General features: G+C 63.9%; 16 protein-coding genes. 8 read left to right on the top strand and 8 right to left on the bottom strand.

Going from position 1 to position 22383, the window contains the following annotated elements:
* The first annotated feature begins 22 nt into the window (after positions 1-22).
* Positions 23-3472 carry a DNA polymerase III subunit alpha gene (dnaE, locus tag KIG99_RS07095; RefSeq protein WP_226459515.1) on the top strand — a complete coding sequence of 1150 codons (3450 nt, stop codon included), beginning with the start codon at positions 23-25 and terminating at the stop codon, positions 3470-3472.
* Positions 3473-3549: 77 nt separating this feature from the next.
* On the opposite strand, the gene KIG99_RS07090 is transcribed toward dnaE, so the two are convergent.
* The 3 genes from KIG99_RS07090 to KIG99_RS07080 all read right to left on the bottom strand — a co-directional run bounded on the left by KIG99_RS07090 (position 3550) and on the right by KIG99_RS07080 (position 6501).
* On the bottom strand, positions 3550-5067 hold the full coding sequence (locus KIG99_RS07090; RefSeq protein ID WP_226459514.1) for a methyl-accepting chemotaxis protein: 1518 nt from the start codon (positions 5065-5067) through the stop codon (positions 3550-3552).
* A gap of 103 nt (positions 5068-5170) precedes the next feature.
* A complete protein-coding gene (locus KIG99_RS07085) occupies positions 5171-5758 on the bottom strand; it encodes a response regulator (protein ID WP_226459513.1) in 588 nt (195 codons plus the stop codon).
* Positions 5759-5901: 143 nt separating this feature from the next.
* On the bottom strand, positions 5902-6501 hold the full coding sequence (locus tag KIG99_RS07080) for a peroxiredoxin (protein WP_226459512.1): 600 nt from the start codon (positions 6499-6501) through the stop codon (positions 5902-5904).
* A 169-nt stretch (positions 6502-6670) separates the two neighbouring features.
* Between KIG99_RS07080 and KIG99_RS07075 the strand changes: the two genes are divergently transcribed.
* The 5 genes from KIG99_RS07075 to KIG99_RS07055 are packed head-to-tail and all read left to right on the top strand — an operon-like array spanning position 6671 to position 15623.
* A complete protein-coding gene (locus tag KIG99_RS07075; RefSeq protein ID WP_226459511.1) occupies positions 6671-8116 on the top strand; it encodes a complex I subunit 4 family protein in 1446 nt (481 codons plus the stop codon).
* A gap of 1 nt (position 8117) precedes the next feature.
* Positions 8118-11144: a DUF2309 domain-containing protein gene (locus tag KIG99_RS07070; RefSeq protein ID WP_226459510.1), complete on the top strand. Its 3027-nt coding sequence runs from the start codon at positions 8118-8120 to the stop codon at positions 11142-11144.
* Entirely contained in the window at positions 11144-12670 is a 1527-nt protein-coding gene (locus tag KIG99_RS07065; RefSeq protein WP_226459509.1) for a proton-conducting transporter transmembrane domain-containing protein, read from the top strand. Before KIG99_RS07070 ends, KIG99_RS07065 begins: the two co-directional genes overlap by 1 nt.
* The gene (locus KIG99_RS07060; RefSeq protein ID WP_226459508.1) at positions 12667-14169 is read left to right on the top strand and encodes a complex I subunit 4 family protein; all 1503 of its coding nucleotides are present in this window, start codon (positions 12667-12669) and stop codon (positions 14167-14169) included. The genes KIG99_RS07065 and KIG99_RS07060 overlap by 4 nt, the downstream gene beginning before the upstream one ends.
* Complete coding sequence (locus KIG99_RS07055) at positions 14166-15623, top strand: complex I subunit 4 family protein (protein WP_226459507.1); 1458 nt, start codon at positions 14166-14168, stop codon at positions 15621-15623. The genes KIG99_RS07060 and KIG99_RS07055 overlap by 4 nt, the downstream gene beginning before the upstream one ends.
* 4 nt (positions 15624-15627) lie before the next feature.
* Here KIG99_RS07055 and KIG99_RS07050 read toward each other — a convergent pair whose 3' ends face one another.
* The 3 genes from KIG99_RS07050 to KIG99_RS07040 are packed head-to-tail and all read right to left on the bottom strand — an operon-like array spanning position 15628 to position 17934.
* On the bottom strand, positions 15628-15858 hold the full coding sequence (locus KIG99_RS07050; protein ID WP_226459506.1) for a hypothetical protein: 231 nt from the start codon (positions 15856-15858) through the stop codon (positions 15628-15630).
* Between the two features lie 33 nt (positions 15859-15891).
* On the bottom strand, positions 15892-16230 hold the full coding sequence (locus KIG99_RS07045; protein WP_226459505.1) for a zinc ribbon domain-containing protein YjdM: 339 nt from the start codon (positions 16228-16230) through the stop codon (positions 15892-15894).
* Positions 16231-16242: 12 nt separating this feature from the next.
* Positions 16243-17934, bottom strand: coding sequence for a SulP family inorganic anion transporter (locus tag KIG99_RS07040; protein WP_226459504.1), 1692 nt, complete (start codon positions 17932-17934; stop codon positions 16243-16245).
* Positions 17935-18038: 104 nt separating this feature from the next.
* Between KIG99_RS07040 and KIG99_RS07035 the strand changes: the two genes are divergently transcribed.
* Complete coding sequence (locus KIG99_RS07035) at positions 18039-18233, top strand: CopG family transcriptional regulator (protein WP_226459503.1); 195 nt, start codon at positions 18039-18041, stop codon at positions 18231-18233.
* Here KIG99_RS07035 and KIG99_RS07030 read toward each other — a convergent pair whose 3' ends face one another.
* A complete protein-coding gene (locus tag KIG99_RS07030) occupies positions 18234-18569 on the bottom strand; it encodes a hypothetical protein (RefSeq protein WP_226459502.1) in 336 nt (111 codons plus the stop codon). It lies immediately after the preceding gene.
* 51 nt (positions 18570-18620) lie between these two features.
* Here KIG99_RS07030 and KIG99_RS07025 point away from each other — a divergent pair, with 51 nt between their 5' ends.
* The gene (locus KIG99_RS07025; RefSeq protein ID WP_226459501.1) at positions 18621-19766 is read left to right on the top strand and encodes an ABC transporter substrate-binding protein; all 1146 of its coding nucleotides are present in this window, start codon (positions 18621-18623) and stop codon (positions 19764-19766) included.
* Between the two features lie 473 nt (positions 19767-20239).
* On the opposite strand, the gene metG is transcribed toward KIG99_RS07025, so the two are convergent.
* Positions 20240-22342: a methionine--tRNA ligase gene (gene metG, locus KIG99_RS07020; RefSeq protein ID WP_226459500.1), complete on the bottom strand. Its 2103-nt coding sequence runs from the start codon at positions 22340-22342 to the stop codon at positions 20240-20242.
* Positions 22343-22383: the final 41 nt, after the last annotated feature.

The raw sequence follows: 22383 nt of genomic DNA, 5'->3' as shown, positions 1-22383 counted from the left end.
CCGGCGCGGTAAAATTGCGCCCATGAATTCGCCGCGCTACGTCCACCTCCGCCTCCATTCCGAATACTCCGTGACCGACGGCATCGTCCGCATCGGCGACGCCGTCAAGCGCGCCGCCGGCGACGGCATGCCGGCCATGGCGCTGACCGATCTCGGCAACCTGTTCGGTCTCGTCAAGTTCTACAGCGGCGCGCGCGGCAAGGGCGTCAAGCCGGTGGCCGGGGCCGACGTCTGGATCGCCAACCCGGAGTCGCCGGAGGATGCCTGTCGCCTGTTGCTGCTGGTGCGGTCCCGCGCCGGCTACCAGCAGTTGTGCGAACTACTGAGCAAGGCCTATCTCGTCGAAGGCCGGCGCGACCGCGCCGAAATCCGCCGCGAATGGTTTACGGAAATCGGCTGCGACGGCCTGATCGCGCTGTCCGGCGCGCATCTCGGCGATGTCGGCGAAGCGCTGATCAACGGCAATTTCGATCTGGCCGGCGAACGCGCCAAGGCCTGGGAAGCGATTTTCCCCGGCGCCTTCTACCTCGAAGTCCAGCGCTACGGCCAGCCGCAGCAGGAAGCCATCGTCCAGCAGACGGCCGATCTGGCCGGCGAGACGGGGATTCCGCTGGTCGCGACGCACCCCATCCAGTTCATGAACCGCGACGACTTCCAGGCGCACGAGGCGCGCGTCTGCATCGCCGAAGGCTACGTGCTGGGCGATCACCGGCGCCCGAAGATCTACACGCAAGAGCAGTATTTCAAGACCCAGGCCGAGATGGTCGAGCTGTTCGCCGATCTGCCGGAGGCGCTGGAAAATACGCTGGAAATTGCTCGGCGCTGCAATATCGAGCTGACTCTGGGCAAGAACTTCCTGCCCAACTTCCCGATCCCGGAAGGCATGACCATCGACGAGTTTCTCGTCGCTGAAGCCAAGAGGGGGCTGGAGTTCCGTCTCGAACAGCTTTACCCGGACCCGGAGGAGCGCCTGAAGCGCCGCCCGGAGTACGACGAGCGCCTGGTCTTCGAATGCAACACCATCCTGCAGATGGGCTTCCCCGGCTACTTCCTGATCGTGGCGGACTTCATCAAGTGGGCCAAGGAAAACGGCGTGCCGGTCGGGCCGGGCCGGGGTTCCGGTGCTGGTTCGCTGGTCGCCTACAGCCTGCTGATTACCGACCTTGATCCGCTCGCTTACGCACTGCTCTTCGAGCGTTTCCTGAACCCGGAACGGGTCTCGATGCCCGACTTCGACGTCGACTTCTGCCAGGACAACCGCTGGCGCGTCATCGAGTACGTGCGGCAGCACTACGGCGAGGATGCGGTCAGCCAGATCGCCACCTTCGGTACGATGTCCTCGAAGGCGGTGATCCGCGACGTCGGCCGCGTCTTCGGCCTGCCGTACTCGATGTGCGACCGCATTTCCAAGCTCATCCCGATCGTCCAGAACAAGCCGGTATCGCTGGCCGAGGCGCTGGAGCAGGAGCCGCAGCTCAAGGAAATGATGCAGGGCGACGGCGACGGCGAAACCATCCGCGAACTGTTCGATCTCGCCGGTCGACTCGAGGATTTGACGCGAAATGTCGGCATGCACGCCGGCGGCGTGCTGATCGCGCCGGGCAAGATCACTGAGTTCTGCCCGATCTACCAGGCGACCGGCAGCGATGCGTCCACGGTGTCGCAGTTCGACAAGGACGACGTCGAGAAGGTCGGCCTGGTCAAGTTCGACTTTTTGGGTCTGCGAAATCTGACCATTATCGAACTGGCCGTCGAGTACATCCGTCGCATGACCGGCGAGAAACTCGACCTGATGAGCCTCGGCTTCACCGACCCTGCCGCCTACCAGATCCTCAAGGACGCCAATACGACGGCGATCTTCCAGGTTGAATCGGAAGGCATGAAAAAGCTGCTGAAAAAGCTGGCGCCCGACCGTTTCGAAGACATCATCGCTGTGCTGGCGCTCTATCGCCCCGGCCCGCTCGGCTCCGGGATGGTCGACGACTTCATCTTGCGCAAAAAGGGCCAGCAGAAGATCGATTATTTCCACCCCGACCTGACCGCCTGCCTGTCGCCGACCTACGGCGTCATCGTGTACCAGGAACAGGTGATGCAGATCTCGCAGATCATCGGCGGCTACACGCTGGGTGGCGCCGACATGCTGCGCCGGGCAATGGGCAAGAAGAAGCCCGAGGAAATGGCCAAGCACCGCGAGACGATTGCCGCCGGTGCCAAGGAAAAGGGCTACGATCCGGCGCTCGCCGAACAACTGTTCGACCTGATGACCAAGTTCGCGGAATACGGCTTTAACAAGTCGCACACCGCCGCCTACGCCGTCGTCACCTATCACACCGCCTGGCTCAAGGCGCACCACTGTTCGGCCTTCATGGCGGCGACCATGTCCTCCGATATGGACAACACCGACTCGGTGAAGATCTTCTACGAAGATGCCGTGGGGCCTGCCAACAAGCTCAAGATGCTCGGGCCGGACGTCAATGCGTCAAATTACCGCTTTGAGCCGGTCGACCGCCAGACCATCCGCTACGGTCTGGGGGCGGTCAAGGGCACCGGCGAGCAGGCGGTCAATGACATCCTGCGCGCCCGCGATGCCGGCGGGCCGTTCAAGGACCTGTTCGATTTCTGCAAGCGCTGCGACAAGCGCATGGTCAATCGTCGCACCACCGAGGCGCTGATCAAGGCCGGCGCTTTCGATTGCATCGATACGGATCGCCACAAGTTGCTGGCTTCGGTCGGCATCGCCATGGAGTTTGCCGAGCAGTCCGAGCGCAATGCGATGCAGACCAGCCTGTTCGACATCGGTTCGGTCGCCGAGGAACATGCGCCGCAGTACCTGACGGTCAAACCCTGGGACGAAAAAGAACTGCTGATGCAGGAAAAGACGGCGCTCGGCTTCTTCTTCTCGGGCCACCCGTACAACACCTGCAAGAAGGAATTGTCGCGTTTCATCCGTCGACCGCTGAACCGCCTCGAACCGTCCAAGGAAACGACGGCGCTGGCCGGGGTCGTGGTGGGCGTGCGCACGCAGATGACGCGGCGCGGCAAGATGCTGTTCGTGCAGCTCGACGACGGTACCGGCATGATCGAAGTCACGGTGTTCAACGAGCTGTTCGAGGCCGAACGCAGCAAGATCGTTACCGACGAGGTGCTGATCATCGAAGGGCGGGTCCGCTACGACGAGTTTTCCGGCGGCAACAGCGTGACGGCCGACAAGCTGATGACCATCGGCGAAGCGCGCGCCCGTTTCTCGAAGTGTCTGCAGCTGCGCATGAATGGCACGGCCGACGCGCGCAAGCTGAAGTCACTGCTGCAGCCCTTTGCGCCAGGGCCGGCGCCGGTGCGCATCCACTACAACAACGGCCAGGCCGAGTGCGACATCATGCTCGGCGAAAACTACCGGGTGCGTCTCGACGACATGCTGCTCGAAGCGCTCAAGGGCTGGCTGCAGCCGGAAAACGTCGAGATCGTTTATTAGTTGCCTAGGATCGAGGATCGAGCTGTTAGCTTCCCCCTCGATCCTTGATCCTTGATCCTCGATCCTCGATCCTGCCTCTAAACTACCAGATCCGTCTTGAAGCCGATGCGCACGGCGCCCCAGTGGCGGCCGTTGATGATGATGGGCATCGACAGGTCGTTGAGGATTTCGCCGGTGTCGCGGACGTAGGTCTGGAACAGTGACGATTTCTGGTTCTTGGCGAGTTTCAGGCCGACCGGGTCGCTGAAGATGCGCTTGTGGCGGCACTTGGTCAGGTCGATCGCCGGATCGCCGCAGGGCGGGTTCGAGAACAAGCCGTTGTGGGCCGGGGCATAGCCGTTGGTATCAACCGCCAGCGAATAGGTCAGGCCTTGCACGTTGCGCAGCAGATCGTCGTACATCCGGGTCAGTTCGCTGTCGCACTGGCCGTCGTAGGCGGTCGTGAAGCGTTTCGGGTTGGAGCCGGGGATGTCCTTGTAGGCTTGGTCGAAGACATTGACGCCACGGTCGCTGAGGCGCTGCAGAACGGCTGCAACCTGGTCGCGGAAGCTGGCGCACTTGTCGTGCAGGGTATCGAACATGCTGTTGCCGGTGCGGAAGTCGGCCAGCGTGCATTGCAGGTCTTCGGTCGATTCGCGCAAGGTCTTGGCCGAACCCAGGCACTGTTTCATGCGGCCGGAAATGTCCAGCGAGTGATTGCGGATTTCCTCGACTTCGCCGTGGATGCTCTGGTTGCTTTCACGCAGGTTGTAGATGGCGCCGGCAATTGTCGTCAGTTGTTCGGTGGTGCGCTTGAAGTCGCCGACCATGGTGGTCAGGTCGGCCGCCGAGGTTTCGATGTATTCGTTGGCGCGCGTGACCTCGCCAACGATGGTTTGGGTCTTGCTCGAAGTGTCGGCGACCAGGTTGATCATCGACTGGGTGTTCTGGCCGATGACCTGGGTCGCCGTCTTGACCTTCTCGGCCAGTTTGCGCACTTCGTCGGCAACCACCGCGAAGCCGCGCCCGGCTTCGCCGGCCCGTGCGGCTTCGATGGCGGCGTTGAGGGCAAGCAGGTTGGTCTGGTCGGAAATGTCGTTGATCAGCGAGACGATCTCGTTGATCTTCATCGAACTGGTATGCAGTTCGCTGACCGTCGAGGAAAAGTGCTCGATGTGTTCGTTGGTCGAGCGCATCGTGCTCGCCACGGTTTCCATCTGTTCCAGCGAACGTTGGGCGAGATCGAGATTGTTCTGGGTCGAGGCCTGGATGGCGTCGGAATTGGTGGCAACTTCGCTGACTGCCCGGTTGACCCGATTGCTCGACTCGAACACGGCGCTTGCCAATGACTCCTGGCGGCGTACGGCATCGTCGGTCTGTTGCACGAGGTGATTCATCCGGGCGGCGTCGGCGGCAATGCTGACGCTGCGCACGCGGGCGTGGGAAATCAGGTCACGGACGCGGCTGAAGAAACGGTTGATGTTGCCGGAGATGCGTCCGGTGGCATCGTTGCCGGAGTTGCCGACGGCCAGCGAGAGATCGGCACTGCCATCGGCAATCGCCGAAATATCGCGATCGATCTTGTCGAGCGCGCCATTGTTGCCAAAAAATCCCATGGTTTTGTCTCCTGCTTATTATGTGTTGCAGCCACCGGGTGGGGCGGCTGCGTTGCGCCGGATATTACGCCGCCGTTTTGCGGTCTGTCACTGTGCTGCGGGATCAGCGCACCGGGCGCTGGCGCGAGGCCAGGCGGCCAAGCATGAAGCCCTTGATTTCGTGGAAGGGGATCGGTTTGGCAAATATCGTGACGTCTTCCGGCAGGCCCTGCCGGGCGATCTCGGCACTGTCGATGGCGCTGATCACGACGATATCCATGGCAGCGAGATCCGGGTTGGCGCGCAGGCGACGAATCATCTCGAAACCGTCCATGCCGGGCATCATCAGGTCGGCGATCAGGACATCGGGCATGCGCTGGCCAACTTGGAGCAGGCCTTCAAAACCGTTGTCGACGATGCGCAACTGGAGCGGCAGGTTCCAGCGCTCGAAGGTTGCCTGGTAAAGCTTTTGCAGGATGGGGTCGTCTTCGGCAATCAGGATGTCGAGGCTGGCAACCGTTTCCGTTGTGCTGCTCTGGCTCTTGCGCCTGGCCAGCATGGCCTCGACCGAGGTGGCCGGGATGCGGCGATGGCCGCCGGCCGTCTTCCATGCGTCAAGGGCGCCGCTTTCCACCATGTTTTGTACGGTGCCGAGGGATACGCCAAGGCGTAACGCTGCTTGGCGGGTGCTGAGAAATTCCGTGTCTGCCATGATTGCTTTGGATCCAGAACTTGCAAAAGTGTCAAATTTTAGTCTCTTCCGGGATTTTTTGTCAGGATAAAAAAAAGCCCCGTGTGCCGTTGGTATGGCATACGGGGCTTTTTGTTCCGTCCCGTCAGGGCGACGGCAGCAAATTACAGCTTCTTGGCGTTCTTCGCGAGGTAGGCGGCGACGCCTTCGGTCGAGGCGGTCATGCCCGGTTTGCCCTTGGCCCAGCCGGCCGGGCAGACTTCGCCGTGTTCTTCGAAGAACTGCAGGGCATCGACCATGCGCAGCATTTCGTCGATGTTGCGGCCGAGCGGCAGCATGTTGACGACCTGGTGCATGACGACACCGGTCTTGTCGATCAGGAAGGAGCCGCGCAGTGCAACACCGGCACCTTCGAGTTCGACGTCGTAGGCGCGGCAGATGTCGTGCTTGATGTCGGCAACCAGCGGGTAGCCGACCTGGCCGATACCGCCGTCCTTGATCGCGGTGTTTTTCCAGGCCAGGTGGGTGAACTGGGAGTCGATCGAGACGCCGATCACTTCAACGCCGCGCTGCTTGAACTCTTCCAGGCGGTGATCGAAGGCGATCAGCTCGGACGGGCAGACGAAGGTGAAGTCGAGCGGGTAGAAGAACAGGACAACCGGCTTGCCCTTGAAATCGGAGAGTTTCAGGTCCTTGATTTCGTTGTTGCCAAAGACGGCGGTGGCGGTGAAATCCGGGGCTTGCTTGCCGACGAGAACGGCCATGGTGATCTCCTTATTAAGATTTGATCTGTGGGTTGGGGGAAACAATCAATTTAGCGAAGCGGGCTGGGGCTGTCAAACCGCTTTCTGTTTGCCTTTTGCCGCGGGGGCGCTGGCATAATCACGGAATGCAAAAAATGACGGTTTCACAAACCGCCGGAGGATTCTGGGAGTGCTGAAAGTACTGGTCTTCATGCCAGTGCTCGGGGCGGCAGCCGTTGCCTTGCTGCCGGCCCGGCGCGCCCTGCCGCTTTGGCAGACGGCCATGCTTTTCGCGCTGGCCGCGCTAGCCTATTCCGGCTGGCTGGCGGTGCAATTCGAGCCGGCCGGTGCTGCCATCCAGATGTTCGAAAGCCAGGCCTGGAACAAGCGCCTGGGTTCCTATTTCGCGCTCGGCGTCGATGGCATTTCGCTCGCCATGGTGCTGTTGACCGCCCTGCTGACGCTGATCGCCGTGCTTGTCTCGCGGCGCATGGAAGAGGGGGCCCGCCTTTATTTCATGCTCGTCCTGCTGCTCGAATCGGCGATGTTCGGCGTGTTCACCGCGCGCGACTGGTCGCTGTTCTATGTGTTCTGGGAAGCGACGCTGCTGCCGCTGTTCTTCCTGATCGACCGCCTGGGCGGGCCGAACCGGCAAAAGGCGGCGCTCAATTTCTTCCTCTATACGCTGGGCGGCTCGGTGTTCATGCTGGTCGCACTGCTCTTTTTGTACGACGCGGCGCCCGGCCACAGTTTTGCGATGGCCGACATGGCGGCCGGCGGGCGCGGTCTGCCGCTCAACATGCAGCTGTTGATTTTCGCCGGCCTGTTCATCGGTTTCGGCGTCAAGATGCCGGTCTTTCCGCTGCACGGCTGGCTGCCGCTGGCCCATGTCGAGGCGCCTAGTCCGGTCTCCATCCTGCTCTCCGGCGTGCTGCTCAAGATGGGTGCCTACGGCCTGATTCGCGCTGCCGAAACCCTGCCTGCCGCCTTGCTCGCAACGCAGGACTGGCTGGCCCTGCTTGCCTGCGTCAGCCTGCTCTACGGCGGCATCCTCGCCTGGCGGCAGCAGGATCTGAAGGCGATGGTCGCCTATTCGTCGATCTCGCACATGGGCGTCGTGCTGCTCGGCATCGCGACGCTGAACGTCACCGGCCTGACCGGCGCGGTGATGCAGATGGTGGCGCACGGCCTGACCGCCGGCCTGCTCTTCCTGCTCGTCGGTCTCCTTTACCAGCGCACGCATAGCCGGGATTTGGCCGATTACGGCACGTTGACCGGGCAGGCGCCGCGTTTTGCCTTTTTCATCGCCTTCGCGCTGCTTGCCGCACTAGGTCTGCCGGGCAGCGCCGGCTTCATCGCCGAACTGCATGCATTGATCGGCGGTTTCGCCCGCTGGCAGGGCTGGGTGTTGCTGCTTGGCGTCGCGATGCTGATCGGCGCCGCCTACAGCCTGCGCGTGATTGGCCGCCTCTGCCTCAAGGGCGAGCCGATGCAATTGGCCGACATGACGCGTACCGAAATGAGCGCGGCCGGCATCCTCGCCTTTGCTATCGTCGGGCTCGGCCTGTGGCCGGCGCCGCTGCTCGATCTGGTCGCCGGCAGCATCGGCCAGGTCGCCCGTCTGTTCGGAGCCTGAGATGCACGACGCCACCGAACTGCCCGTCCGCGAACGCCTGCAGCACTGGCTCGAGCACCTGACGCACATTCTGCCGGCGCAGGCGCCGATCCGCGATTTCGTCCATCACAACACGCTGCACGGCTTTCAGCATCTGCCTTTTGCCGAAGCGCTGGCCAGCGTTCATGCCCTGACCGGCGCCCGCATGTACTGGCCGGAGGACCTATTCCGGGCGGCGTATGCGGCCGGGCGGATCGACGCCGGCGACCTGCAGGCCGCGTTTGCTGAGCTTGGCCTGAGCGGGCTGGATGAAGAGATCGCTGCCAGCTGTACGCGGCGCGACGTGCTGCTCGCCAGTTTGCTGACGCCGGGTGAGGTGCCGACGGCCAGTCGCCAGGGCTGGCTGGCGCGGGAAGGCATGTGCGATGAGCCGCTTTTCGCCTGCGCCACGGCGTTGACCGCTGGCGCAGCCGGCACGGCGTCTGGCGAGGACTGGCCAGCCGTCGCCCGGCAGCGCTGGCTGGCGCTGTGCGCGCGGGTCGGCAAGGAATGGACGCTGCGCAGTCTGCTGCAATACCTGAGCGGCGAGGATGTGCTGGAAACGGTGCGCAGCATGCTGCAGCGCCAACTCGCGGCGCATCTCGATCTCGGCGTCGCGGCCTGGCACAACCCGGCGCGCGCGCAAGGCTTCTTCGCGGCCTGGCGCGCTTCGGTTGCTTGCGACGCCTTCTGGGAAATCAGCGACCTGCACAGTATCTGCGACGAGATCGCGCATCTGCCGGACGATCCGGTCGAGGTCCTGCTCGCCGAACTGGCCAACCTGCTCCCGGACGAGGCGCACTGGCCGGATTATCTCGAGCGTCTGGCGCTGGAGCAGCCGGGCTGGGCGGGCATGTTCCTGTGGCGCGACCGGCATCCCGGCTTCGGTGATGCCTGCCGCATCGCGATGGCCGATTACCTGGCCGTGCGCGTGCTGCTCGAGCGCGTGCTCTGCGAAGACCAGTTGCGCCGGCTGACCGGTTCGGCGATGGCCTTCGACGAACTGCAGGGCTATTACCTGGCCGAGGCCGCCGAGTTCTACGTGCGCGACGCGCTACGCCGCGGCGGTCTGGACGAGGCCTTGCAGCATGCCGCCGGGCGCTTGTTGCTGGCCAACGAGCAGGCAGCGGTCGACGAGAAAAAATGGGCAGAAATGGCGACGCAAATCGCGGCTGCCCGTCCTGCCGAAGTTTCGCCGGCCTGGCGCCTGGCCGGCCTGTTGCGTCAGCTGGCCTTGCCGTCTGCGGCGCTGGATTCGCTGACCCCGGCCGCGGCGCAGCACCTGCTTGCCGTCGCCGCCGAACTCGACAGTGCGCAGCGCGGCCAGCTCTGGCTGCTTGCCTACGAGCGGCACTACCGCGAACAGATTTTTGCCGGCCTGCGCGCCAACCAGTATCGCCACTTCCCGATTGCGGCGCCGGCCGCCCAGGTCGTGATGTGCATGGATGACCGCGAGGAAGGCACGCGCCGTCATCTCGAGGAAATCGCGCCGGACATCATGACCTACGGCGCCGCCGGCTTCTTCGGCGTGCCGATGTGGTGGCAGGGCCTTGACGATCCGGAGAAGAGCGCGCTCTGCCCGGTCGTCGTGCAGCCGACCCACCTCGTGCGCGAGACCGTCCGGCCCGCTGCGGCTGCCGGTCTGGCCCGGCATGTCGCGCAGCGCGAAAGCCGCTTGCGCTGGCGCGAACGGCTCTACCAGGCAACCCGCCGGCGGGCACTGGGCGGGCCGTTGCTCACCGCGCTGGCCGGCGTGCCGGCGCTTGCCGCACTGACCGCGACGACGCTGGCGCCGGGCTGGCTCGGCGCTGCCGTCAAGCGCTGGCGGACCTGGTTCGAAGGGCGCCTGCCGACGCAACTGGCGCTGACCGCCGAAGAGGTGAGTGCTGGCACGCCCGCACAACCGCAGGCCGGTTTTACCGATGCCGAGCAGGTCGACCGCGTGGCCGCCTTCCTGCGCATGATCGGGCTGACCGACAACTTTGCGCCGCTGGTCCTGATCTTCGGCCACGGTTCGGGCAGCCGCAACAATCCGCATTATTCGGCCTACGCCTGCGGCGCCTGCTCCGGCAAGCATGGCGGCGCCAATGCCCGCGTCTTCGCGAGCATGGCCAACCGGCCGGCGGTGCGTGCCGGACTGGCGGCGCGCGGCCTGGTCATCCCCGATACTTGCTGCTTCGTCGCCGCCGAGCACAACACCTGCGACGACGGCATCGAATGGTACGACCTCGATACCGTGCCGACCGCCTTCCAGCCGGCGCTCGAAACCCTGGTCCGGCAAGTCGGCGAAGCCTGCCGGGCGCATGCCGCCGAGCGTTGCCGCCGGCTCGCCTCGGCACCGGAGCGGCCGAATCCCTGGCTGGCGCTGCGCCACATGCGCGGGCGCGCCAACGACATCTCGCAGGCGCGGCCGGAGCTCGGTCACGCGACCAATGCCGCCGCCTTCATCGGCCGCCGCACGCTGAGCCGCGGCCTGTTCCTTGACCGCCGCGTCTTCCTGATTTCCTACGATCCGGTCGGCGACGATGCGGGCGAGATCGTCGAAGGCATCCTGCTCGCGGCCGGTCCGGTCGGGGCCGGGATTTCGCTCGAATATTACTTCTCGACGGTGAATAACGATGTCTTCGGCTGCGGCTCGAAGATCACCCACAACATCACCGGTCTGTTCGGCGTCATGGAAGGCGCCGATTCCGACCTGCGTACCGGTCTACCGCTGCAAATGGTCGAAATCCACGAGCCGATGCGTCTGCTCGTCGTCGTCGAGCAGACGCCGGCCGTGCTGACGGCCATCCTGCACCGCCAGCCGGCGCTGCAGGAGCTGATCGGCAATGCCTGGGTCGTTTTGGCCGCCTGCGACCCGTTGACCGGTGCGCTCGAACAATATTGTCCGCGCCGCGGCTGGCTGCCCTGGTCGGGCGGCGGCGCGCTGCCGCAGGTGGCGCGCTCGGCCGACTGGTTTGCCGGCGAGTCAGAGCCGCTGGCGCCAGCCATCATTCTCGGAGCTGCCTGATGCTGGAAATGCTTGCCGCGCTGCACGACTGGATCTGGCTGGTGCCCGCCCTGCCGCTGCTCGCCGTCGTCGTCAACGCGGCGCGCCTGCTGCTCGGTCTCGCCAAGGGCGATGCCAGCGAGCCGCTGACCGTCAACCTGGCGTCGCTGGCCGCTTTCGCCGGCCTGCTGCTGCTCCTCGCCATCGACCTGCATGCGCTGCTGCACGGCGCGCCCGGTCATCACAAGCTCGGCCACTGGTTCGGCAACGGCAACTGGGAGGCGACCTTCTCCTTCATGCTCGACCGGCTGTCGCTGACGCTCGGTACGCTGACCGCACTGATCGGCTGGCTGGTGACGCGCTTCTCGGCCAATTACCTGCATCGCGAGGCCGGCTTCCATCGCTTCTTCATCGCGCTTTCCTTCTTCCTGGCCGGCATCCAGCTCGTGCTGCTCGCCGGCAACGGCCTGCTCGCCTTCGTCGGCTGGGAAATGTGCGGCGTCTCGTCCTTCCTGCTCATCGGTTACGCCTGGCACCGCCCTGTGGCGACCGGCAATGCGCTGTTCGCCTTCGTCACCAACCGCGGCGGCGACGCCGGCTTCCTGCTCGCGCTGGCGCTTGCCGCGGCCTGGCTCGGCGGCTTCGAGTGGACGGCGCTGTCGCAGGCGCACCAGATCAGCGTCGTCAATGCCCGCCTGCTGATCATCGGCTTCGTTATCGCGGCCCTCGCCAAGTCGGCGCAATTGCCCTTTACGCCGTGGATCACGCGTGCGCTGGAGGGCCCGACGCCGTCCTCGGCGATCTTCTACGGCGCGGTCATGGTGCATGCCGGCGTCTATCTGATGCTGCGCCTCGAGCCGCTTCTCGTCGAAGTGCCCGACGTCATGCTTGGCCTGATCGTGGCCGGCGCCGCGACGGCCATCTACGCCTGGCTGTGCGGCCTGGTGCAAAGCGACGTCAAGTCGGCGCTGATTTTCGCCACCGTCTTCCAGGTCGGCCTGATGTTCGTCGAGATCGGCCTCGGCTGGACGACGCTGGCGCTGGTTCATCTCTGCCTGCACGCCGGCTGGCGTGTCTGGCACTTCCTGCTCGCGCCGTCCTGGCTGGACCTGACGCGCGCCCGCCCGGCGCCGCCGCCGGCCTGGCTGCAGCGCCGGCAATGGCTGTACACCGCCGTGCTGCAGCGTTTCTGGCTGGATACGCTGGCCGACAAGCTGTTCGTGCAGCCGACCGAATCCTTCGCGCGCGACGTGCGCGGCCTCGAGGAGCACTTCATCGATCGCGCCATCGGCCAGCCCGGTGCCGGCCATGCCTTGCAGCCGGAGCGTCCGCTGGTACGTGTCGATGGCCTGCCCGGCCGGGCACTGGCGAGCGTTTCCGACTTCCTGCAACGCATCGAGAATCGCTTGCTGCTGCGTGGTCGCGGCGGCACGGCCGAACGCTTGTTGCAGCGTCTGGGCAGCTACCTGCGGACGCTGGAAAACCTGCTCGAACAACCGCGCTACCTGATGCTGGCGGTGATGGCGACTTTCGTGGTGATCCTGTGAATACGGCGCTGACTGAAATTCTCTGGACGCAGCAGGCCGGCTTGCCGCTGCTGCTTGTCGTGCAACTGCTGCCGCTGTTTGGCGCGGCGCTGGTTTTTGCCCTGCGCCAGCGGTCGACCGCTGCGCTGGCGGCAAAATGCCTGGCGCTGGCCGAACTGCTGCTGCTCATCTTCGTCGTCGGGCGCATCGATCCGACTTTGCCGGCGCTGCAACTGGCCGAACGTTTCGCGCCGCTTGCCTGGCACGTGGCGGTCGACGGCATCAGCCTGGTCTTTTTGCTGCTTGCCGCCTTGCTCACCCTGCTGATGACGCTGTACGGCATGAGCCGCAGCCGCATCTCGCCGGGCCTGCTGTTCAGTGTGCTGCTGCTCGCCGAAGGCGGCCTGGTCGGCATGCTGCTGACCCTGAACCTGGCCTGGTTTGCCGCTTTCTCGGCGCTCGAGTTGTGGGCGGTCGTCTTCCTGCTCCGGCACTGGGCAGCCTCGCGCGTCGAGGCGCAGGCGCTGGCGCGCTTCGTCCAGTATCAGGCCTTCGGCTGGGCGCTCTTTGCCGCCGGTTGCGTCGTGCTCGGCTGGGGCCATGCCGAGGCGCATGCCGGGCGCTGGAGCTTCGACCTGTTCGATCTGCAGCAGACGCTGCCGGTCGGCAAGTTCCAGACCGCTGCCTTCTACCTGCTGTTCTACGGCCTTGCCGTGCGCACGCCGCTCTTCCCGCTGCACGGCTGGCTGCCCAACATGGCGCAGCACGGCCTGATCGCCGTCGCGCCGGCGCTGATGGTCGGCGTCAAGGTCGGCATCTACGGCATGCTGCGCTTCGTGCTGCCGCTGACGCCGACGGCGGTCGCCTACTGGCAGCCCTACGTCGTCGGCTTCGCGATGGCCGGGATTTTCTTCACCGCAGCGCTTGCCTTTCAGCAGTCCGACCTGCGCCGCTTGCTCGCTTTCGCCGTGGTCAGCCATACCAGCCTGCTGGTGATCGGCGTGTTCAGCCTGCACGAATCCGGCATCCAGGGCGCCGTGCTGCTCGCCGCCAATTTCGGGCTGGCGGTGACCGGCATGTGGTTCATCGTCGGCTTCGTTTTCCGGCGCACCGGCACTACCGAACTGCATGAGCTGTCCGGCCTGTTCGAGCGCATTCCTTTCCTTGCCATCGCCTTTCTCGGTTGCGGTCTGGCCATCGTCGGCATGCCCGGCACGCCGGGTTTCGACGCCGCCCACCTGGTGCTCGAAGCGGCGATCGACAATTTCGGCGCCCTGCCCACGGTCGCCGCCGCGCTCGGCAACGTCGCCGCCGCCGGCTTCCTGCTCTGGGCCTTCCAGCGCGCCTTCCTGAGCCAGCGCCAGGCGGGGGCGGTCGAGGTCGAACACACGCAGCCGATGGAGTACGTCGTCTGTGGCATTGCGCTGCTTGCCCTGCTGCTCATCGGTTTCTTCGCCGAACCCTGGCTGTATCTGACAGAAGCGGCCAGTAAGGCAATTGCTGCGAGTTTCGTGCGATGAATCTGCCGCTGCTTTCCCTGCTCATTTTCCTGCCGCTCGCCACGGCAGCTCTGCTCTGGCTGTTGCCGGCGCGCCTGACCCGGCACCTGGTGGCGGCCGGCATGACGCTGAGCCTGCTGCTCGCGACCTGGATCCTGTTTTCCTTCGTGCCGGCCGGCGAGCGCTTCCAGTTGGTTGAGCGGGCGCTATGGATCGCCGGGCTGAATGTGCAGTATTTCGTCGCGGTCGACGGCCTGTCGGTGCTCTTTTTGCCGGCCACGGCGCTACTGTTCCTCGGCTCGCTGGTGGCCTGCTGGAACAGCATCGAAGTCAACCGGCGTCTGCATTACAGCTTGCTGCTGCTGTTGCAGAGCGCGACGCTGGGCATTTTTTGCGCCCTCGACACGGTGCTGTTCTTCGTCTTCTGGGAAGCGACGCTGCTGCCGATCTACTTCCTGCTCGGCCGTTGGGGCGCGACGGCGGAGGCCGGGCGCGTTGCGGCGCGCTATTTCCTGATCATGCTGGCCGGCGGCATTCCGCTGCTGCTCGCCTTCATCCTGCTCGCCGCCAGCCAGCCGGTGCCGACCTTCGATCTGAGCCTGCTGCTCGCCGCCGAGCTGCCGCGCTCGACCCAGTACGCCGTCTTCCTGCTCCTGCTGCTTGGTTTTGGCCTCAAGGTGCCCTTCGTGCCGCTGCATACCTGGCTGCCGCAGTTCGCGCTTGCCGCACCGGGCTCGCTGACCGCATTGCTGGTCGGCCTGAAGCTCGGCGCCTTCGGCCTGGTGCGTTTCGCCATTCCGCTGGCACCGCTGGCGGCGCAGGATCTGCACTGGCTGCTTGCCGGTCTCGGCACGCTGGCGCTGCTTTACGGCGCGGTCGGCATGCTGGCGCAGAGCAACCTGCGGGTCGGCCTGGCCTATGCCAGCATCTGCCACGTCGGTCTGGCCGTGCTCGGTCTGTCGGCGTTCACCGCGCAGGCGGCGCAGGGCGCGATTTCGCTGCTGCTCAGTTTCGCGGTGGCGACCGGCGGTGCTTTCATCCTGCTCGAGTTTTTGCGCCAGCGCACCGGGTCGACCGATATCAATAGCCTGGGCGGCGCGGCGAAGACGATGCCGCTGTTGGCCAGCGGTTTCCTGATCTGCGGCCTGGCCGGGGTCGGCATGCCGGGGACAAGCAGCTTCCCGGGCGAATTCATGCTGATCATCGCGACGCTGCACAGCCATACCGGCGCCGGGCTGGCTGCCTTGTTCGCGCTGTCGATCGCGGCCGGCGGCTTTTTGTCGCTGTATCGCAAGGCCTTCTTCGGTCCGGTGACATGGCCGGAAGTGGCGCAGGCCGAAGACCTGCGGCCGCGCGAATGGCTGGTGCTGGTTGCGTTGATCGTGATGGTGGCCGGGATCGGCATCTATCCCGGGCCGTGGATCGAGATCGTCCGCCCGGCGGCGGAAGCCTGGGCGGCCGGGCTCGGGCGCTGAGCGCCTACTTCTTGCGGGCCGGTTCGGTGTCGGTGATCGAGTGGCCTTCTTCGGCCGCGGCCTGGAGCAGCCAGCAGAGGTCGCTGCCCTGGACGGGCATCGGGATCATCTGGTTGCGGCTCCAGCGAAAGACCGGGCCGTACGGCACGTAGCGCGCCAGCACGTCGCCGTGCGGGCTGACGCCGAAGAACGGCCAGGGCGAAGTGAAAGCTTCCTTCAGTTGGTCTGCAGTCATGGCCGTTCTCCTTGTTTGCTCCGATCTTCGATATTAGACCTTCTTGACGAACTCCGACTTCAATTGCATGGCGCCGATGCCGTCGATCTTGCAGTCGATGTCGTGATCGCCCTCGATCAGGCGGATATTCTTGACCTTGGTGCCGACCTTGACCACCGACGACGAGCCCTTGATCTTGAGATCCTTGATCACGGTGACCGTGTCGCCGTCCTGCAGGACGTTGCCGTTGGCGTCCTTCCAGACCTTGGCCTGTTCGCCGGCGTCGGCTGCGGCATCCTTGCTCCATTCATGGGCGCATTCCGGGCAGACGTACATGGCGCCGTCTTCGTAGGTGAATTCGGACTTGCATTGCGGGCAGTTGGGCAGGGACATGGTTTTCCTTTTTCAGTAATTATCTTCGTTGCCGCCCATCAGGTCGGGCAGCAGGATGTAGGCGCGCTTGAGGGCGGCGGAGAGGTCGGCGCAGACGTTGGCGGCGCCGAGTTGATCGATGAAGCCGGAGCGCTGGAGCAGCGAGGCGGGTTGCGAATTCATGCCGCAGACGAGCAGTGTGCAGCCGCGCTTCTTCAGCTTGTCGAGCAGGCTTTCCAGGCCTTCGAGGCCGGTGGTGTCGAGCTGGATCAACTGCGTCATGTCGAGGATGACGACTTCAGGGTGGCCGGCCGCGGGATCGAGCAGGACTTCGAGCTTGTTCACCGCGCCGAAGAACAGCGAGCCGAACATCTGCCAGGTGGCGACGCGCATCGTGCCGTCCGGGTAGAGCAAATGCGGATCGTCGGCTTCCTCGCGCAGCGGTCGACGCTCGATGCGGGTCAATTCCGACATGCGGTAGATGAAGAACAGGCAGGCCAGCACCATGCCGAGTTCGACGGCGATGGTCAGATCGAAGATCACGGTGACGAGGAAGGTGGCGAGCAGGATTACCCGGTAGTTGTTGGTGTAGCGGCGCAACTCGGTGAATTCGTGCCATTCGCCCATGTTGACCGCGACGACCATGACGATCGCCGACAGCGTGGCGAGCGGCACGTAGGAGGCGAGCGGTGCTGCGATCAGCACGATGCCGAGCAGGACGAGGGCGTGGATGATGCCGGCGATCGGCGTGCGGCCACCGGTCTTGACGTTGGTCGAGGTGCGCGCGATGGCGCCGGTCGCCGCAAAACCGCCGAAGAAGGGGGCGGCGATGTTGGAAAGCCCCTGCGCGACGAGTTCCTGGTTGGGATCGTGGCGGTCGTCGATCAGGCCGTCGGCAACGCGCGCCGAGAGCAGCGACTCGATGGCGCCAAGCAGCGCGATGGTGATCGCCGGCGAGATCAGCTTGCCGAAATCGTGGATCGACAGGTCGGGGAAGCCGAGCGCCGGCAACTCCTGCGGGATGCCATGGAAGCGGCTGCCGATGGTTTCCACCGGCAGGTCGAAGAGGAAGGAAACCAGCGTGCCGACGATGAGCACGGCGAGCGGCCCGGGCGCCCGGCGCAGCAGTGCGACATGCTGCGCCAGCCGGTTGTAGGAAATCAGGAAAATGAAACAGGCGCTGGCCAGGGCCAGGGTCGGCAGGTCGACGCTGTGGGCATTGGCGGCCAGGGCCTTGATGCGGTGGAAGAATTCGGCCGGCAGGTTGTCGATCTTGAGGCCGAAGAAATCCTTGATCTGGGCAAGAAAGATCACCACCGCGATGCCGTTGGTGAAGCCGATGACGACGCTGACCGGAATGAAGCGGATCAACTGGCCCATGCGCGCCAGGCCCATGGCGAGCAGGAAGATGCCGGCGAGGATGGTGGCGCCCATCAAGTTGGCGTAGCCATGCAGGGCGACGATGCCATAAACGATGGGAATGAAGGCGCCGGTCGGGCCGCCGATCTGGACACGCGAACCACCAAAGGCGGCGGTGATGAAACCGGCGATGATCGCCGTCCAGATGCCGGCCGCCGGCGAGCAGCCCGAGGCGATCGCGAAGGCCATGGCGAGCGGCAGGGCAAGGACGCCGACGGTGATTCCGGAAGCCAGGTCCTTGGCAAACTGGGCGCGGTTGTAGCCGGGCAGGCAGTCCAGCAGCTTGGGGCGGAAGGCGATTTTCATGGCGCGCGCTCGGGGAGTGAGCCGGTGATTATATGAGCAGCCGGTTATTCGTCAATGTTAATCATATGTTAACATGATGCAAATCTGATTCCCTGGAGGCTGCGATGGAAAAGCGCACCGCCCGCCTGACCCTGTTGATCGACCCGCAAAAGAAGCAGATTTTCGAAGAAATATGTGCGAGCCAGGATCTGACGCCGTCGCAGGTCGTGCGCCGGCTGATCCGGCAGTACATCCTCGATAACGCCGGTGAGCGCGAACTGCCGGCCTGGCTGAAGCCGGCCGGCAAGGCCTGCGAATAGTCAGTTTTCGCTTGATTCGGGCGCCTTCGGGCGCACCTTGTCCGGATGGTGCGCGGCGATATAGGCGTCGTAGCGGGCCTGCATCGCCGGTGTCTGCTTGGCGATCTCGCGCAGGATCTTGCCCATCGCCCAGAACATCACCGCCGCGCCGCCCAGCGTGCAGGCCACGGCCTCAGCGGTCGACGTCGGAAAACCGGTAAAAATCGCGCCCTTGCCGCCGGCAAACCAGCTGCCACCGATGGCAACGCAGGAAAGCCCGAACACATCGGCGAGGGCGTAGAGAAAAATCGGCCCGGTCAGGGTCGGGCGGGGCGGGCGAATTGGCGAATTGAACATTTCTGGTCGCTATAATGCGGAATCGCTCATTCTGCCTCAAGAGGTGTTTTCATGCTTTCAAGGTTTTCCCTGCTTGCCGCGCTGCTCGTTCTGGCCGGTGTCGCCCAGGCCGATATCAAAATCGGCGTTGTCGCCTCGTCGACCGGTCCGACTGCCGTGGTCGGCATTCCCCAGAAAAACACCGTCGCCCTGCTGCCGAATGAGATCGCCGGCCAGAAGATCGAATACATCGTGCTCGACGATGCCTCCGATCCGACCAATGCGGTGACCGGTGTCAAGAAACTGCTCGCCGAGCACAAGGTCGATGCGCTGATCGGCCCGACGACGACGCCGGCCGCCCTGGCCATCCTCGATTTTGTCGCCGAGTCGAAGACGCCGCTGCTGACCACGGTCGGTTCGTCATCGGTAGTGCTGCCGATAGACGACAAGAAGAAATGGGTGTTCAAGACGACGCAGAACGACGATCTGATCGCCGAGGCGGTGATCGCCCACATGACGGCCAATGGCGTCAAGACGCTGGGCTTCATCGGTTTCAATGATCCCTACGGCGAAAACTGGTTCAAGGTCTTCGGCGGTCTGGCGGAAAAGGCCGGGCTTTCCATCATTGCCAACGAGCGCTTCAGCCGTACCGACCAGTCAGTGACCGGCCAGGTCCTGAAAGTGATTGCGGCCCGTCCGGACGCCGTATTCATCGCCGCGACCGGCGGCCCGGCCGTGCTGCCGCAGGCCGGCCTGCAGGAAAAGGGCTACAAGGGCCGCATCTACCAGACGCACGGCGTGGCAACCAACGATTTCATCCGCCTCGGCGGCAAGGTGGTCGAAGGCACGCTGATGGCCGGCGGGCCCTTGCTCGCCGCCGACGACCTGCCGAACAGCAACCCGATCAAGGCGGTGGCGCTCGGCTACATCAAGGCTTACGAAGGTCGCTACGGGGTCGGGACGATGTCCACCTTCGGCGCCAATACCTGGGATGCCGGTTTGCTGCTGCAGAAAGCGATTCCCCTGGCGCTCAAGAAGGCCAAGCCGGGCATGCCGGAGTTTCGGGTGGCGCTGCGCGACGTGCTTGAGCAGTCGAAGGAAGTGGTTGGCGCGCAGGGCGTGTTCAACATGACGGCCCAGAATCACAACGGCATGGATCAGCGTTCGCGCGTGATGATGACCGTCAAGGGCGGCAAGTGGGTGCTGCTCAAGGACTGATCTGACGCAGCGCAGCGCGCTTGCTGCCGCCCGCAGTGCCCGATGATGTCGGTGCGCTGCGGGCTTTTTTTTGCCTGATGCCGCTAAAAAAATGTTGTGAAATCGCTTGACAACCTTGAAGTCAAGCCTCGACTTATACACAGTGAGCACTATATTTTTTTGCGCCAACCCCTTGACGATGACGGATTTGTTAAATTACATATCGATTTAATATATCAATTTAAATCAATGACTTAGCGTTTAGCTCAAGTTTGAGGCAGGGTAAGGAAAAGCCTTGTGGGACGGTGACTTAGCGCATTCACCCACGATTCATTCACAGACTTATCCACAGTTTTTGTGGATAGTTTGAAAAGGACAAAACTGGGGGCTGGATTGGCTTGCTAACTTAAAGTGTTACTTGAGGTTTTGGCCGGCTTTTGCTGCGCTGCAATAAAAAAAGGGCCTGAAATTCAGGCCCTTTTTTGGGTTCCGGATTATTTGACTCGCATGCCCGGTTGCGCCCCTGTGTCCGGAGACAGCAGGTAGATGCCCGGCGTTTTGCCGTCCGGGTCGGAGGCGGCCATGACCATGCCTTCCGACATGCCGAACTTCATCTTGCGCGGTGCCAGGTTGGCGACCATCACCGTCAGGCGGCCGATCAGCGTCGCCGGGTCGTAGGCGGCCTTGATGCCAGCGAAGACCTGGCGCGGCTTCTCTTCGCCGATATCGAGGGTCAGACGGATCAGCTTGTCGGCGCCTTCGACGTGCTCGGCATTGGCGATCAGGGCGATGCGCAGGTCGATCTTCATGAAGTCGTCGATGCTGCACAGGCCGTCGGCGACCGGTGCGGCTTCTTTCTTGGCGGCAGGCGCTTCGGTTTTTGCCGTTTTCTTGACGTCGACCGCTGCGACTTCGGCGGCCGGGGCCAGCGACTCCTTGTTGGCCTCGACCAGCTTCTCGATCAGCTTGGGATCGACGCGCGTCATCAGGTGCTCGTAGGTGTTGATGCCGTGCCCCGCGGCGAGCAGGCCCTGCGTGTCGGTCCAGGTCAGCGGCGCGATGTTGAGGAAGGCTTCGACCTTGCCGGCGATGATCGGCAGGATGGGCTTGAGCAACACGGTGAGCAGGCGGAACAGGTTGAGCGCGTTCGAGCAGGCGGCGTGCAACTCGGCTTCCTTGCCTTCCTGCTTGGCGAGTTCCCACGGCTTGACGCTGTCGACGTACTGGTTGGCGCCGTCGGTCAGGGCCATGACTTCGCGCATCGCCTTGCCGAATTCACGGGCTTCGTAAAGATCGGCGATGCGTCCGGCGGCTTCCTGGATGGCCTTGATGGCGGGCAGGTTTTCATCGGCTGGCGCCAGTTGACCGTTGAAGCGCTTGCTGATGAAGCCGGCCGAGCGGCTGGCGATATTGACGTACTTGCCGACCAGGTCGGAATTGACGCGGGCGCAGAAGTCGTCGAAGTTGAGGTCGATGTCTTCCATGGTGTTCGACAGCTTGGCGGCGAAGTAATAACGCAGCCATTCCGGATTGAGGCCGGTCGCCAGGAAGCTCTCGGCGGTAATGAAAGTGCCGCGCGATTTCGACATCTTGGCGCCGTCGACCGTCAGGAAACCGTGCGCGAAGATCTTGCTCGGCGTGCGGTAGCCAGCGTGGGCCAGTTCGGCCGGCCAGAACAGCGCGTGGAAGTAGAGGATGTCCTTGCCGATGAAATGGTAGAGCTCGGTCGTCGAATCCGGCTTGAACCACTCGTTGAAGTCGAGGCCCTTTTGTGCGCACAGGTTCTTGAACGAACCCATGTAGCCGATCGGCGCATCAAGCCAGACGTAGAAGTATTTGCCCGGCGCATCGGGAATCTCGAAGCCGAAGTAGGGCGCGTCGCGCGAGATGTCCCAGTCGGTGAGCTTGTTTTCGCCCGGCGCGCCCAGCCATTCCTGCATCTTGTTGGCGGCTTCGGCCTGCAGCGTGCCATTGGCCTTGCTGGTGTACTGGCGCAGGAAGGCTTCGCAGCGCGGGTCGGAAAGCTTGAAGAAATAGTGTTCCGAGTTGCGCAGTTCCGGCTTGGCGCCGGAAATCGCCGAGAACGGCTCGATCAGGTCGGTCGGCGCATAGGCGGCGCCGCAGACTTCGCAGTTGTCGCCGTACTGATCCTTGGCGTGGCACTTCGGGCATTCGCCCTTGATGAAACGGTCGGGCAGGAAGAGTTGTTTCTGCGGGTCGTAATACTGCTCGATGGTGCGCGTCTCGATCAGGCCGTTGGCTTTCAGCTTGCCGTAGATGTCGTTGGCGCATTCGCGGGTTTCCGGCGAGTGCGTGCTGTAGAAGTTGTCGAAGCCGACATGGAAGCCGGCGAAGTCGCGCGAGTGCTCGCCATGCACGCGGGCGATCAGTTGTTCCGGCGTGATGCCTTCCTTTTCGGCGCGCAGCATGATCGGCGTGCCGTGCGTGTCGTCAGCGCAGACGTACCAGCATTCGTTGCCGGCCATCTTCTGATAGCGGACCCAGATATCGGTTTGGATGTACTCGACCAGGTGGCCAAGGTGAATGGCGCCGTTGGCGTAGGGCAGGGCGGAGGTGACGAGGATTTTGCGCGACATGGGAGGCGGAATGCGAATAAATAAAACGCGATTTTACCGCG

It is taken from the genome of Quatrionicoccus australiensis (genome assembly GCF_020510425.1).
GTDB lineage: Bacteria > Pseudomonadota > Gammaproteobacteria > Burkholderiales > Rhodocyclaceae > Azonexus > Azonexus australiensis_A.
This window is presented reverse-complemented; position numbering and strand designations above follow the sequence as displayed.